Annotated in this window: 24 protein-coding genes; 23 read left to right on the top strand and 1 reads right to left on the bottom strand. The window is 74.3% G+C overall.

Annotated features, from left to right (window positions below; translation table 11 throughout):
* Nucleotides 1-15: 15 nt before the first annotated feature.
* Nucleotides 16-387, top strand: a complete 372-nt coding sequence (locus tag NFS20_RS20655; protein ID WP_251153685.1) for a hypothetical protein — start codon at nt 16-18, stop codon at nt 385-387.
* Between the two features lie 103 nt (nt 388-490).
* Here the strand turns inward: NFS20_RS20655 and NFS20_RS20650 are convergent, their stop codons facing one another.
* On the bottom strand, nt 491-2,029 hold the full coding sequence (locus tag NFS20_RS20650) for a hypothetical protein (protein WP_251153684.1): 1,539 nt from the start codon (nt 2,027-2,029) through the stop codon (nt 491-493).
* Nucleotides 2,030-2,095: 66 nt separating this feature from the next.
* On the opposite strand from NFS20_RS20650, the gene NFS20_RS20645 reads away from it, so the two are divergent.
* The 22 genes from NFS20_RS20645 to NFS20_RS20540 all read left to right on the top strand — a co-directional run bounded on the left by NFS20_RS20645 (nt 2,096) and on the right by NFS20_RS20540 (nt 13,338).
* Entirely contained in the window at nt 2,096-2,677 is a 582-nt protein-coding gene (locus NFS20_RS20645; RefSeq protein WP_251153683.1) for a hypothetical protein, read from the top strand.
* Complete coding sequence (locus NFS20_RS20640) at nt 2,674-3,261, top strand: hypothetical protein (protein WP_251153682.1); 588 nt, start codon at nt 2,674-2,676, stop codon at nt 3,259-3,261. Before NFS20_RS20645 ends, NFS20_RS20640 begins: the two co-directional genes overlap by 4 nt.
* A gap of 14 nt (nt 3,262-3,275) precedes the next feature.
* On the top strand, nt 3,276-3,455 hold the full coding sequence (locus tag NFS20_RS20635) for a hypothetical protein (RefSeq protein WP_251153681.1): 180 nt from the start codon (nt 3,276-3,278) through the stop codon (nt 3,453-3,455).
* Nucleotides 3,456-3,489: 34 nt separating this feature from the next.
* Nucleotides 3,490-3,672 (top strand): hypothetical protein, encoded by a 183-nt coding sequence (locus NFS20_RS20630; protein ID WP_251153680.1) that lies wholly within the window; start codon nt 3,490-3,492, stop codon nt 3,670-3,672.
* Nucleotides 3,673-3,764: 92 nt separating this feature from the next.
* Nucleotides 3,765-4,547, top strand: a complete 783-nt coding sequence (locus NFS20_RS20625; RefSeq protein WP_251153679.1) for a hypothetical protein — start codon at nt 3,765-3,767, stop codon at nt 4,545-4,547.
* Between the two features lie 86 nt (nt 4,548-4,633).
* Nucleotides 4,634-4,996: a hypothetical protein gene (locus tag NFS20_RS20620; protein WP_251153678.1), complete on the top strand. Its 363-nt coding sequence runs from the start codon at nt 4,634-4,636 to the stop codon at nt 4,994-4,996.
* Nucleotides 4,997-5,024: 28 nt separating this feature from the next.
* Entirely contained in the window at nt 5,025-5,270 is a 246-nt protein-coding gene (locus tag NFS20_RS20615; protein ID WP_251153677.1) for a hypothetical protein, read from the top strand.
* A gap of 54 nt (nt 5,271-5,324) precedes the next feature.
* Nucleotides 5,325-5,633, top strand: coding sequence for a hypothetical protein (locus tag NFS20_RS20610; protein ID WP_251153676.1), 309 nt, complete (start codon nt 5,325-5,327; stop codon nt 5,631-5,633).
* 1 nt (nt 5,634) lies between these two features.
* The gene (locus NFS20_RS20605; protein ID WP_251153675.1) at nt 5,635-5,838 is read left to right on the top strand and encodes a hypothetical protein; all 204 of its coding nucleotides are present in this window, start codon (nt 5,635-5,637) and stop codon (nt 5,836-5,838) included.
* A gap of 23 nt (nt 5,839-5,861) precedes the next feature.
* On the top strand, nt 5,862-6,176 hold the full coding sequence (locus tag NFS20_RS20600; RefSeq protein WP_251153674.1) for a hypothetical protein: 315 nt from the start codon (nt 5,862-5,864) through the stop codon (nt 6,174-6,176).
* Nucleotides 6,177-6,283: 107 nt separating this feature from the next.
* Nucleotides 6,284-6,643, top strand: a complete 360-nt coding sequence (locus NFS20_RS20595; protein WP_251153673.1) for a hypothetical protein — start codon at nt 6,284-6,286, stop codon at nt 6,641-6,643.
* Nucleotides 6,643-7,002, top strand: a complete 360-nt coding sequence (locus NFS20_RS20590; RefSeq protein ID WP_251153672.1) for a hypothetical protein — start codon at nt 6,643-6,645, stop codon at nt 7,000-7,002. The genes NFS20_RS20595 and NFS20_RS20590 overlap by 1 nt, the downstream gene beginning before the upstream one ends.
* A complete protein-coding gene (locus tag NFS20_RS20585; protein WP_251153671.1) occupies nt 6,999-7,334 on the top strand; it encodes a hypothetical protein in 336 nt (111 codons plus the stop codon). The genes NFS20_RS20590 and NFS20_RS20585 overlap by 4 nt, the downstream gene beginning before the upstream one ends.
* Nucleotides 7,331-7,765 (top strand): hypothetical protein, encoded by a 435-nt coding sequence (locus NFS20_RS20580; protein WP_251153670.1) that lies wholly within the window; start codon nt 7,331-7,333, stop codon nt 7,763-7,765. Before NFS20_RS20585 ends, NFS20_RS20580 begins: the two co-directional genes overlap by 4 nt.
* Before the next feature lie 46 nt (nt 7,766-7,811).
* Nucleotides 7,812-8,342, top strand: coding sequence for a nucleotidyltransferase domain-containing protein (locus tag NFS20_RS20575; protein WP_251153669.1), 531 nt, complete (start codon nt 7,812-7,814; stop codon nt 8,340-8,342).
* 57 nt (nt 8,343-8,399) lie between these two features.
* Complete coding sequence (locus NFS20_RS20570) at nt 8,400-8,873, top strand: hypothetical protein (protein WP_251153668.1); 474 nt, start codon at nt 8,400-8,402, stop codon at nt 8,871-8,873.
* Entirely contained in the window at nt 8,870-9,442 is a 573-nt protein-coding gene (locus NFS20_RS20565; RefSeq protein ID WP_251153667.1) for a hypothetical protein, read from the top strand. The genes NFS20_RS20570 and NFS20_RS20565 overlap by 4 nt, the downstream gene beginning before the upstream one ends.
* Entirely contained in the window at nt 9,439-10,146 is a 708-nt protein-coding gene (locus tag NFS20_RS20560) for a hypothetical protein (protein ID WP_251153666.1), read from the top strand. The genes NFS20_RS20565 and NFS20_RS20560 overlap by 4 nt, the downstream gene beginning before the upstream one ends.
* Entirely contained in the window at nt 10,143-10,526 is a 384-nt protein-coding gene (locus tag NFS20_RS20555) for a hypothetical protein (RefSeq protein ID WP_251153665.1), read from the top strand. The genes NFS20_RS20560 and NFS20_RS20555 overlap by 4 nt, the downstream gene beginning before the upstream one ends.
* 25 nt (nt 10,527-10,551) lie before the next feature.
* Nucleotides 10,552-11,325, top strand: coding sequence for a hypothetical protein (locus NFS20_RS20550; protein WP_251153664.1), 774 nt, complete (start codon nt 10,552-10,554; stop codon nt 11,323-11,325).
* A 149-nt stretch (nt 11,326-11,474) separates the two neighbouring features.
* The gene (locus tag NFS20_RS20545; protein WP_251153663.1) at nt 11,475-11,987 is read left to right on the top strand and encodes a hypothetical protein; all 513 of its coding nucleotides are present in this window, start codon (nt 11,475-11,477) and stop codon (nt 11,985-11,987) included.
* A 145-nt stretch (nt 11,988-12,132) separates the two neighbouring features.
* Nucleotides 12,133-13,338, top strand: a complete 1,206-nt coding sequence (locus NFS20_RS20540) for a hypothetical protein (RefSeq protein WP_251153662.1) — start codon at nt 12,133-12,135, stop codon at nt 13,336-13,338.
* Nucleotides 13,339-13,370 lie beyond the last annotated feature (32 nt).

Here is a 13,370-nt window from a genome sequence, read left to right as displayed (position 1 = left end):
GCACATCTGCTGGCCATGACCTCCACAGCCGAGCACCGACCCACCCCGACGCCCGACACGAAGCGGATGCGCGCCGCGCTGGCGGGCACGCCCCTGGAAGGCTCGACCGGCCTGGCGGGCGCCCACGTCGAGCGCACCCACTTCGGTCACCCGCGGATCGTGGTGACCCTCGCCTGGGAGGGCCGCAGCCTGGCGATCGAGATCGGCTACCGCTGGCTCGGCAGCCGCGAGCTGCGCATGTTCCGCGGGGACGCCGAGATCCGCTACGCCCTGTGGGACGCGGTGATCGAGGCGGTCGCCGACGGCACCGGGCTGAACCCGCTCATGATCGCCGACGACGACGTCGTGCGCGGCGAGCTGACCACGCTGCTGCGCGCGCTGGACTGACCGGGCACTACTAGCCTGGTCGCAGAACGACGGCGCGGAGCCGACCCACCCGGTGCGATACCGGGCCGGTCAGGCTCCGCGCCGTCGTCGTGCTCGCCGGCGCTCAGCCCTGCTCGCCCGGCGTCAGGCGCCGCTCGAGCTCGTCGGTGACCGCCCGCTGGAGGTCCAGCAGGTCCGCGCTCGACAGGTCGGCCAGGTCCCCGGTCGGGGCGTCCGGCGTCTCGCCGTCGCCCTGGGTCGGCTCGTCGGTGGTGTCGTCGCCGAAGTCCGCGCCCGAGGCGTCCACGCAGCGCAGCTCGGTGCCGTCCAGGTCGGTCAGGCACAACGTGCCGTCCGCGCGGGACTCCACCCGGCGGGTCGCCGCGGTCGCGTTCGCCACCGTCGCCGTCCACACCCCGGCCGACGTCGGCAGCACCTCCTTGACGGTCAGGTCGTTGCCGCGCCAGTTCAGCTCGGGGAACTTCGACTCGACGTCCTGGGCCAGGGCCCGGTTGCCCATGCGGGGCTCGTCGAGCTCGAACAGGTCCACGTCGTTCAGCTGGCCGGCGGACACCTGGTCCGCCCGCACGCTCGCCACGGCGATGACCGAGGACGACGCACCGCGCGGGGTGAGGGCGGTCACGTAGTCCCAGCCGCGGCCGGACGCGCGCGCCAGCAGCAGCTCGGAGGGGTTGGTGGCGTCCGGCTGGGCGGCGACCTCCTCGCCCTCACCGGCGGACTCGTCGACCTCGTCGGCCGTGCCGGTCGTGGTCTCGTACCCGGCGCGGTTTCGGAACTTGGCCCACCAGCCGTCGGCGGCCACCGTGGAGGCGCGCTGCGCCGCGGCCAGCGACATCGGGTAGACCGGGCCGGGCAGGTCTCCCGGCTCGACGTCGGTGAGCAGGCGCGCGCCCTCGTGGTCGAAGATCACCACGCCGGCGGGCACCCGGTGGGACTCGGGGAACCCGGCGTATCGCGTGACGGGCACGACCAGGTGCGCGACGTCATCGGAGTCGCAGTAGGCCCACACGTCGTCGGCCTCGTACGCCACGCCGGCGTCGACGCGGGCGACCGCGCGCATCAGCGAGTACCCGAACATCCCGCCCGGTCGCGGGACCTGGCGCTCGAACTGGCACACCTGCGCCGTCGAGCGGCCCGGGCTCTGGGTGATGACCTGCCCGTACCCGGTGACCATCCCCCGGGCGACCACGGGCGTGGAGTAGGAGTCCTGGCCGGGCAGGTACGTGGTGGTGTCGGTGTCGATGTCACCGACGACGTTGCCCGCGCGCGACAGCGCGGACTTCGCCGCGGTCGACCACGGCTGGCGCCAGTCGTAGGACGGCTGGGTGCCGGACTCCTCGCGGACGGTCGCCTCGTGCTGGACCTGGCGGTGGAAGCCGCCGGCGATCGCCGAGGGGATCAGCGCGACGCCGCCGACCACCGCGAGCACGACCGCTGCGGTGATGGCCCGCTCGGACCCGAGGAAGAAGATCGCGACGCCGACCACGACGGCGACGATCGCCCACTTGAGGGTGGCCGAGGCCCACACCTCACGTCCGAGGAAGGCGATCTGGCCAGGGAAGGCCCAGAACGCCAGGGCGCCGAGCCCCAGGACGAGCACGGTGATCAGGACGCCGGTAGCGGCCGAGCTGCGTGAGTTCATGCCCGGCAGATGTGCGGCATGCCGCACATCACCAGGTGTACCCGCACACGCACCGGAGGACCGATGATGACCCAGCACGACGCCCCGCACCGCGACGACACCGCGGCGCTGGCCGCACTGGCCGAGCTCGTGCGCCTCAAGGACGGCCCGCGCGACGGCGCGTACGAGCGCGACAAGCCGCGCGCATGGGAGCAGGCGCGCGCGGTGCTCGCCGGTCGGTCCCTCGACCCGCAGGCCCTGTACGCCGACGCGGTGAACCTCACCGCCGACCGCTCACCCTTCGGTCACCCGCTGCCCGAGTCCGAGATCCGCGCCGCCTACGCCGGGGTGGACGCCGCCCTCACGGCCGTCCGGGCCGGAGCCTCGCAGCCGCAGCGGATGCACGAGTTCTGGGAGACCACCGACGACGTCGAGGCACTGCGCACCGCGCTGCGCGAGCAAGGCCAGATGGTTCGCGCGCTGAGCGAGCGCAACACCGAGCTGGTGCTGGCCGCCGACCGCCCGCACGACGTCGACCCGGCCGCGCCGGTGTGCGTGTGGTGCGAGTCGCTGGCGTCCGGCACCGCCGAGCACAACGACGGCGTCCGCTACCCGGCGTGCGCCAAGCACGGCCTGCCCGGCACGTACGTCGCCGCAGGTGCCCGGTGAGCGGGGACCGCCCGGTGCGGGTGTCGATCCGTGAGGTCGCGGACGCGCTCACGTGGGGCAACCACGTGTGGGACAACCCCGAGGACGACAGCGAGGACTTCACGGCGACGGCGTCCGGCACGACCGACCGGTTCGACGCCGCCGTGCGCGCGCTGCTCGGCGCCGCGGCGGACGCGAACGTCGTGGTGAAGATGGCCGGCGGCAACAACGGCACGACGTACACCCGCGAGGAGTGGGAGACGTTCACCGTGGCCGCCGGCGACCGGGACCGGGAGTTCGTGTCCATGCCGGACCTGATCGCCGCGCTCGACGTCGCCGAGGCGGGCGGACCCATCGGCGACCGAGCCGGGCAGCTGGTCGGCCAGCGCGTGCTCGCCGACTTCGGCGGCGGCGCCACCTTCCAGGCCGAGGTGGTGCGCGCCACCGCGCACGCCGTCACGCTGCGCGGCCGCCGCGACGCCCGGCCCCGGTACCGCGACGGGCGCTACGGCCACCCGTACCGCGAGGCCGGCGGCACCGGCGTCGAGGGCGACCTGCTCCTGTGGGCCGACCCCCGCCTCGTCGCCCTGACCCCGACCACCTGACACTGGAGTCTGTCATGACCGAAGGCCTCGCCGAGGTGATCGTCGCCGTCATCGTCCTGGTGCTGGTGCTGTTCGGGGCGCCGTTCGCGCACGCCGCCGTGACCGGCAGCCCGATCCCCAAGCGTCAGCGGGTCGAGTACGTCGCCATGCTCGCCGTCGCGGCGATCGCGACCGCGATCCTGCTCGTCATCTGACCCCTGCACTCCGACCGACCACCCTGGAGACACCGTGCTCGATGTCCTGCTCAAGCTGATCGTCGCCCTGACCGTCGCCATCGTCGTCCTCGGCCCCGTGGCGCTCGCGCGCTCCCACGCGCAGGCGCACCCGAACTACAAGCGCATGCGCAACGCGTTCGTCGCGTTCCTGCTCGCCTCGGCCATCGCGCTGCCCGTGCTGCTGTCCACCACCTGAGGGCGGGCACAGCGCGCCCCGCGCCCCCCACCCCCCTGTTCTACGGGTCCAAGGCCCGCCAACCCACGCCCCCGGCCGCACATCTACCCGGCATGCCCAGCACCGACAGCCGCACCCGCCAGCCCGCCGGCATCACCACCGGCGGCCAGTTCGCCACCGAGGCCCGCGCCGAGTCCGACGTCCAGCTCAAGACCTCCGCCCCGCCGCTGGTCACCAGCACCCCCGGCATCGGCTACGTACCGTCGATCCCGATCGCGACCGGCGACGCCCCGCGCGCCTGCCCGGACTGCCGGGGCGACCTCGCCAGCCCGCGCCGCTACCTCGAGGCGACCGGCAAGTGCGTCTACTGCGCCGGCACCGGCACCGACCCGGCTCAGCGCATCCCCTCCGGCGACCCGATCCGCAAGGTCATCGACCAGATTGACGAGGACATCGCCGAGCTCGACGCCGACGTCGCCGCGGGCCGGGACGCCTCCCGCGGCAAGCAGACCTTCAAGCGCGGCACCGACGCGTTCAACGACCTGACCTGGACCTCCCACCACGACGGGCGCCGCGCCGCGCTGCTGGAGACCCGCGAGAAGCTCATCGCCGCGGCCACGCCCCGGTACGCCGTCGTCGACGGTGGCCTGGTGCAGTACACCTCCACCGCGCCGATCGAGGTGTTCGACCTCGACGTGCTCGACACCGAGGACGCCGAGAGCGACGCCGTCGCCGACGAGGTGCGCGACCTGCGCACCCGCGCGCTGGCCGACGCCGAGCGCACTGCGCCGGGCAGCACCGACCGGCAGTCCCTGGACGGGATCGCGGCACGAGCGGAGCAGTGGCTGGTCGACAACTCCTGGCCGATCGAGCACCCCGCCGCCGAGCAGGACTGAGCCCCGACCGCCCGCCGGCCCGACGCCCCGGTCACCCACGCGGTGGCCGGGGCGTCGTGCTGTGACCGTCCGCACATCAGCAGTACATGGACCAGCTCCCCCGCGCCCACCTTCATCCCGGCGCGACCGCCGTCGCCCACGCCACCGCCCAGGGGCTCGACCCCGCCACCGCAGCGCTCGCCGCCGTCGGCATCGCCGCCGAGGTGAGGATCGTGCTCGGGTGGGTCGCCGTCGCGCTGGCCACCGTGCCCGGACGCACCGGCTGCGTCGCGATCACCCGCGAGGACCCCGTACCGGGCTCGCCGCTGGACTGGCAGGTCGTCACCTACCCCGGCGCGACCTGGCACCCCGACGGCACCGGCATCGGCACCGCGGCGACGTCGTGCACCGGTGCGCTCGCGATGGTCACGGCCGTGGCCGCCGCGCTCGCAGACCTGCCCGCCACCTGAACCAGCGACTGCCGCACATCAGTGCGGCATGGACATCGTCATCCGCGTCGTCACCCTCGCCGTCGCCTTCTTCGTCGCCGACCTCGCGCACAGCGCCCTCAAGCGCCGCAAGCTCGACAAGTACGACCGCACGGTCGGCAAGGAGGCGCTGGCGCCGGCCGAGGCCCGCGCGCTCGCGGACGAGGCGATGACCAGCGGTGAGCACCTCGGCCTCCTGCGCCTCGCGATCATGATCGCCCTGGCCACCACGGTCGGTCTGCTGACCGGCATCTGACCGGCACCGGGCCACGACGGCCGCGCACCTGGTCCTGCCGCACATCGGAGGGGCATGGACATCCGACTCACCTCCCAGCAGCAGGACCAGGCGCTGGCGATCGTCGCCGCCTGGCTCGGCCCCAAGCTCGGCCACGACGGCCCGGCCCCGACCGGTCAGGACGCGGCCTACACCGCGCTTGGCCCGATGCTCAACCCGGAGTGGGACTGGCCGTCGGCCGGCCCGACGCCGACGATCCTGCTCGAGGGCGGACCGGCGGACTGGGCGCACGACGCCGGGTTCGAGCTCGCCGACCAGCTGCGCGGCATCGGGGTGTTCGCCGAGCCGTACGCCGCCTACGCCCTGTGCTTGTACCCCGCCTGAGGTGGACGCCACCCCCGCAGCGCCGCCGTGCCGGTCCACATCGCCGGCCGGCACGGCGTGCCGCAAGCCGCGCGGGCACAAGCGCGTCGTCCACGTCGACTCGGGCGAGCGCCAGTGGGACGGCGGCGTACGCACCGTCGCGACCTGGCGCGACGAGCGCGAGCACCTGAGCGAAGCCGACCTGCAGACCTGGGCCCGGTGGTGACCCGTGCCGCACATCGGTAGGCCATGAGCATCGAGACCGCGGCCTTCGCCGCCGACCAGACCCAGACCTACCACGTCGTGCTCGGCGACGGCCGCGACTCCGTCGCCGAGAACGGCCCGCACCCCAGCGCCACCGCGGCGCTGAGCTTCGCGGCGTCCGTCATGGGCAAGACCGTGGACGAGATCCTCGCGCTGCCGGGCAGCGACGAGCTCAACGGTGTCGAGGCGATGGACCGCAGGGTCGTCGGCTACACGATCGAGCGGTACACCGAGACCGACGGCACCGACGGTGGCTGGATGCTCAACGGCGGCATCAAGCCCGCCCTCGTCGCCGCCTGACCCCACGCCCGCCCACGACGGCCCTCCCCCGTGCCCGGGGCGAGGGCCGTCGCCATGCCCCGGGGCGGTGCGCGCCCGAAGCGCGTCGTGCCGCACATCAGTAGTTCATGAGCGAGCAGACGCAGACCCCGGCCCCCTTCGACTACACCGCGGCCGGTGCCACGGCTGCCACCACCCAGGGCCTCGACCCGGTGATCGCCGCGCTCACCGCCGCGGGCATCACCGCCGTCGTCGAGAACACCGGCGGCTGGACGATGGTCGCCACCGTCACCGTGCCCGGCGGCGTCGCCGCGATCATCGAGGACGGCACGGACCTCTACGCCGTCAGCCAGTACCGCGGTGACGCCTGGCGCGAGGGCGAGGAGGAGTACGGCTACCGGGTCGTGACCGGCACCGAGGCGATGGTCGCCGAGGTCCGCCGCGTCACCGCCGAGATCACCGCCGCCCACGCCGCCGAGCCGTCCTGATGACCGGGTGGACTGTCGCAGGCGTCATCGTGGCGCTCGCGGTCCTGATCGTCGCCATGTTCACGTGGTGGAACGCGGTCAAGGACCGGATGACCGAGAACAGGGAGACGCTCGTGCTGTTCGCGATGCTCTCCGTCGGGATCACCGCACCGCTGTGGGCGGCGTTCCTCATCGCCTGGCAGGTTCCCGCGTTCCGAGGCTTCGTCGGTGCGCACATGCTCACCCGGCGCCGCATGACGGTGGCCGACTGGCTGGCCGAGGAGCGCGAGCTTCGGGCGCTAGAGCGCGAGCAGGCCCGAGATCTGGCGGCCTCTCGCGAGCACAGCGCCTTCCTCGTCTGGGCGATGGGCGGCCGATGATGCCGCTGAGCCTGTGGCTGCCCGACGAGCCCGCCGCCGTCGACGTGCTCGACCGGCTCGTCGGCCCCCGCTACGACGTCACCTTCGAGGCCCAGACGGGCACCGGCGCCGACGTGCTCGACGCCCTGGCCGCGCGCCCCGGCGCCGGGCCGTCCCTCGTGATCGACGCGCCCGTGGTGTCCGGACCGGTCGACCTGGTCCACACCGGCACCGGTGCGTACCGCGCGGTGTGCCTCGGCTGCGGGCAGGCGTCCAAGCCCTACCAGCGCAAGGCCACCCCGGTGCGCCAGTGGGCCCACGCCCACCGCTGCCCGACCCCGGCGGCGCCGTGAGCGCGCCGCGGTACGCGTTCACCATCGCCGTGCCCCGGCCCCGCCACGACGACCACACGCCGCCCCGCACGCAGTGGCCGGACCGCGAGCCGCTGCCGAGCTTCATCGCCGGGCTGAGCACCGAGAGCGACTACGTCGCCCAGCGCGACGCCCGCGCGCACGCCGGACGAGTCCACCAGGCCGGGTACATCTCCCGCGCTGTGCTCGACCCGGGCCGCTGCACCTTCACCGACGAGGTCATGGCCATCGCCGGGACGCTCGATACCGACGACCCGGAGGTCGCCCACCTCGAAGCCGTGCACCTGGCGCGGTGGACCCTGCGGACCGTGTACGGACGCGAGGACTTCGCCAGCGTCCCGTACCGGCCACCGACCCCGCTGCACGGCGCCCGCATCGACGTCCGTCCGGTCCGCGCCAGACGCTCGCGCTGAGCACGACCGCGCGCAGCACGGGCGACGTGCCGCACATCTGGTGACCATGACCGGCAACCCGAACGCCCTGCTGCGCACCGTGCACGGCTCGCACCTGTACGGGCTGGCGCATGCCGGCTCCGACCTGGACACCTACACGGTGATCGCCACCGGGCACCGGGCCCGCCAGACCATCAGCGGCGACCAGGACACCCTGGTGATCCCGATCGGTGCGTTCCTGCTCCAAGCGGGATCCGGGGTGCCGCAAGCGCTGGAGGCGATGTTCTCCCCGATCGCCGAACCCGGTCCGCTCGATGCGCTGCGTCACGGGTTCCGGCCCGACACCGCCGCGTCCGCCCACCGCTACCGCCGCACGATCACGTCCTTCGCCGCCGGCACGCTCAAGCAGCGTCGCCACGCGCTGCGCCTGGCGACCAACCTGACCGACCTGCTCACCTACGGATGGTTCAGCCCGCGCCTGTCACCCGCACTCGCCGACGAGCTGACCGCTGCCGCCGCACTGCCCGACGAGGACTACTTCGCCGACCTCGCGGCGCGCTGCCCCGTGCCGCTGGACGCCCTACCGACCGGCGCCTGAGGCCCGGCACGACGGTGGGCGCTTCGAGCTCGCCGACGTGCCGCACATCGGTACAGGGTGACGACCACGACCCTGGCCCACCCGACGCCCGCACTGCTCACCGAGCCCTACGCCGACCGCCTCGCCCGGTGGTTCGCGCTGCACCCCGACGACGCCGAGTCCCGCGTCGTCGACCGCGGCCAGTGCGCCACCTGCGGCACGACGATGACGCGCACCGCGCGCCCCGACCTGACCGACTCGACCTGGTCGGCCGACGACGGCACGCTGCGCGGCGGGGTCGTCCCGGGCGGGCACGGCGACGGGTGGGCCTGGCTCGACTGGGCCGCCGTCCACGACGTCGCCGTCTACTCCGCGGCCAAGGCGCACCACGACCTGACCAGCTCGTGGCCGTGGGAGCACCAGCACGTGCCCGCGCCCCGGACCGCCGACCCCGACGCCCTCGCGGACGCCGCGGCGATGGAGGCCTCCTTCATCCGCACCTACGGCATCCACCCGACCGCGCCGGTCACCTCCCCCGTCCAGCCGCGGTGAGCGTCACCGCCCCCGCCCGCACCCCGGCCGCGTTCGTCGCGGCCGTCCGGGCGCTCGCGGACACCGACGACTGGCTGATGGGCGACGTCGACACGGCCGCGCTGCTCGACGACGCGCTCGCCCAGCTGGCCCGCACCGGCGCGCACGCGCAGCAGATCACCGACCTGGACGCCCGGCGTGCGGCCGCCTCCACCGCGACGCTGACGCTCGAGGCGGTGACCCTGCTGGCCGACGCGCTCGCGCTGCGCACCGCGCTCGGTCGCCGGCCGCTGGCACGGTCGAAGGTCCTGGCCGCCGGTGTGCCCGTCGCCGGGCCGGACGCCACCGACGTGCACCTGGCGCTGCGCGCACCCGTCCCGGGCCACGAGCTGCGCCAGCGCGTCACCGTGCGCCTGGCGCGCGGCGGCGTCCTGCTCCTGGCCGCCGGCCGGCCCCTGATCCTCGCCACCGCGATGGACGCGCTCGACGCGATCGCCGCCGGCACCGGGCTCGCACGTGCCGGTGCGATGGCCGACCTCGTCGCGGTGTCCCACGCACTGGCCGACGTGCCGCACATCAGTACCCCATGAGCAGCAGCGAGAGCACCGACACGACCTACCTCGACGGGCCCGACCCGTTCGCCGACCCGCCGGCCCCGCTCGGTGAGCCGAACCCGCACGACGCCAAGGCGCTCGCGCTGCGCGCCTACGCCATCGCGCACTCCACCCACCCCGACCTGCTCGACGCCCACGACGCCGACCACCCCGAGGTCGTCGAGCTCGTCCGGCTGTTCGAGGACGTCGTCGCGCTCGCGTCCGGCACGGCGTTCGACGAGGGCGTCACGGCGTGCGGCGACGACGACCACGGCTACCACCCGCAGTCCACCGGCACCCACAACCCGTACCCGAGAATGCTGGCGCGCACCCGGGCGCTGCGCCTGGACGAGGGCGCCGTCGTCGTGCACCGGGTGACCAGCCCGGACGACCGGTACGACCGCGGCGCGTCCGGCCTGCTGCTGCCCGGCCACGGCCACGACGCCGAGCTGGTCGCCGAGCTGTTCCACTTCCACGAGCTCGGCTACGCCGGGTACGGCACCGAGCCGGTCGAGACGACCCTGGTGCTCGACACCGACGACGCGCCGCCGATGTCCTGGTCGACGCACGAGGGCGGGTCGTGGCGCGAGCCGCGCGACGGCGAGACGGGCCAGCCCGTCACGCTGCTGTCCCGCGAGCACGAGCGCGCACGCCCCGAGCGCTACGAGCGCCCCATCCGCAGTCGTCTCGGTCCGCTGTGACCCTCGTGCTCTGGTCGGCGGTCGTCCTGGACGTCCTCCACCGGTGTGCGGACCGGGCGCGCCGGCGCGCGGTGCCCGGGACGCTCGCCCGCGCGCAGGCAGCCACCCGGCAGGTGCTGCTCGCGCCCGGACCGATCGGCCTGCCGCTCGCGTGGCTGGTGTTCGTGCTCGGGATCGACGAGCCCGTGGTGCGCGCCGTCGTGATCGCCCTCGGCGGCCCGCTCATGGCGTTCGGTCTGTGGCTCGACGTCCGCGCCCTTCGCCAGGCGTGGGCCGAGTCCCGGTTCCCCGGCGACATGGACCGGCTGCGGACCAAGGTGGCCGCGCTGCGCGGGCGGCTGGCCGCCGCCCCTGGTGGGGTCGTTCCGGCCGGTGCCTGACCGTCAGGCCGCACATCTACCGGCCATGAGCCACCAGACCCCCGCACCCCGAGTCCCGGCCGGCGTCACGACCGGCGGGCAGTTCACCGCGACGGCGCGAGGCGAGTCCGACGTCGAGCTCGCGACTGAGAACCGCGCCGACCGTCAGGCGCGCGTCGCCGCCGCCATGCGCGAGGCGGCCGCCCTGGCCGAGTCCTACGGTGCCGCCGACCTGCGCGGTGTGCAGGTGCGCGCCGCCCTCGCCGTGAACCTCACCGACTACGCGACCGAGGTCCGCACTATCCAGGACACCCAGGCGTGGCAGGACGGCGACGTCGACACCGACGAGCTGCTCACCCGCGGCCTGCTCCTGCTGGAGGAGACCGGCGCGCACGAGGACTTCGTCTCCCGCGTCCGCCGCGTCCGCCGCGACCCGGACCACCTCGACGGTGACGTCATCCCGACCAACCTCGTCGACGAGATGGCCGCCCGCGTCGAGCGGCACCAGCGCCTGGACGACGCCGTGCTGCACTCCCCGCTCGCCGGGTCGACCGAGCTCGCGCTGTCCCGGCTGCACACCACCGGCGACGGCCGCAACCAGCTCGTGCTCAACCACACCGAGTTCGTCGCCGCCGCCGGCGGCAAGCAGAACGTCTGCGCGATCCTCACGCCCGCGGGCACCGTCGAGCTGTGGGCGGGCGGGCAGCGGGTCGTCGGCCTCGGCGAGCACCTGACGCTGTCGAAGGTCGTCAACGGCACCGGCGTGCGCGCGACCGACGCGCCCGACGCGCTCGCAGGGATCCTGCTCGCGACCTGCTGACGTCGCGGACCTGACCGCACGACGACGAGCCCCGCACCGGCCACCGCTGGTGCGGGGCTCTCGCGTTCGCGCGCGCCGTGACGAAACCGTGACCCGAGGTGCCGTCGTCCGCGCCGCGAAACCGTCGAGGTGCCGCACATCAGTAGTCCATGAGCAACGAGCAGACGCCCTGGGGGCGCAAGGACATCCCGGTCGGCACCAAGGTCATCACCTCCGGCGACATCAGCGCGCGGTGGGCCAACCGCATCCTCGTCGTGGAGAAGCAGCCCGCCGGTCGCAACGGCGTGAACTACGTGCTGCGCGACTCCCAGACCCGTGAGGGTGTGCGCGTGAACGCGGGCGCCGTGCGCGTCTACACCGGCGACCGCGAGTACGGCCACGAAGCCCCGAGCGTCACCGCGATCGAGTTCGTCCCGTCGATCCCGGCCGGTGTCGTCGCCCGCGCCCACGGGCTGGACCGGTGGGGCATCCCCGACGGCACGCTCGTGGTCTCCGAGGGGCCGTCCGGTGGCCGTCGCATCAACCAGACGAAGGTCGTGCTGCTCGGCGGCGACCCGCAGCGGCCGGGCTCGTACTGGCCGGGCGTGCCGACCAAGAACCTCACGGTCGTCGACGTGCTCGCCCTCATCGCCGCCGGGGAGGCCGCCACCGCTGCCGCCTGACCCCGCCCACCAACTCCCGGGTCGCGCTCGTCGGACAGCGCGACCCGGGGCCAGACCAGGACGCCGCACCCCACCGCCCCGGGGTGCGGCGTCCTGCTGCACCACCCGACAACCGCCCACCCGCTCACAGATAGGCTCCGCAACCGTGCCGCACCACCACCGCTCCCCCGACGAGTACCGCCGCCCCGACCTCGCCCTTCATCTCGACCGGTACTGCCCGCCGGACCGGGAGGTGTTCGTCGCCGGCACCTGGCACCACCAGGACGCGCTGGCACACACGGCCCCTGGGCAGCGCGTCGCGCTCGAACTCGTCCCCGAGCCGGGCAACCGCTGGGACCGGTGGGCCGTGGCGCTCGACCTCGACGGCGCACGCGTCGGGTACCTGCAGGGCGGGTCGGCCATGATGTGGCACGACGTCGTGCGCGCATGGAACCGCAACGGCTACGCCCTGTACCTGGCCGGGGAGATCAACGGCTGGTCCGACGGCGACAGCGCCCGCCGCGGCGTGACCCTCACCGGCATCGGCTGGTCCGACGTCGTGGCGCTCGCCCGCGCCGCCGGGCTCGACGACGACTTCGACGACCTGCGCCAGCACCTGACCCCCGCCGAGCGCGACGGCCTGACCGACGACCGGGGGTACACGCCGGCGCCGGCGACGCTGCGGCGCCTGCGCGACCTGCGCGAGCAGTTCCCCCAGTTCACGTGGCAGAAGAAGTCGGGCGACCTGAGCGCCGCCGAGCGCGCCCCGTTCTGGATCGGCTGGTTCGTGCGCCACGAGCTCGACGCCCAGCGCCAGCACGCACGCCTGCTCGCGCGGGTGCTGCGCCTGGCGAAGCGGCGGGCCAAGGACCTCGCGCGCGCTGAGCGCGAGCGGGAGCGCACCGCCTACCTCGCGCACGGTCCCCGGGCGGTCGAGATGCACCGTGCCGGGTCGAGCAAGGCGGCGATCGCCCGGGCCTTGAGCATCACCGAGCACCAGGTGCGCAAGCTGCTCGCCGACGAGCAGCCCGAGGGGGCTGCCTCCTCCACCTGGCACGTGGCCGCGCAGCAGGAGCGGATCGCAGCGGCACGCCGCGCCCTGGAGCTGCAGCGCAGCGGCATGACCCGCAAGCAGGTCGCCGAGGCGATGGACCGGTCCGAGCAGTCGGTCAAGGAGCTGCTGTCGGACGCGAAGTTCTACCAGGCGCCGCACGAGAGCCCCGACCGGCTCCGGCTCGCCGAGCAGTGTCGGCAGATGCGCGAGCAGGGCATGGGCAAGGGCGACGTCATGGCTGCCCTCGGCGTCTCGCGTCCGGCCGGGCTGCGCGCGTTCCGTGACGCCGCCGTGCTCGACGCGCTCGACGCCGGCTGACGTCACGCCCCGCGGGCGGCACTCGGACGGGT

It is taken from the genome of Cellulosimicrobium sp. Marseille-Q4280 (genome assembly GCF_943181405.1).
GTDB lineage: Bacteria > Actinomycetota > Actinomycetes > Actinomycetales > Cellulomonadaceae > Cellulosimicrobium.
The sequence above is the reverse complement of the archived record's forward strand: the minus strand, read 5'-3'. Positions and strand labels throughout refer to the sequence as shown.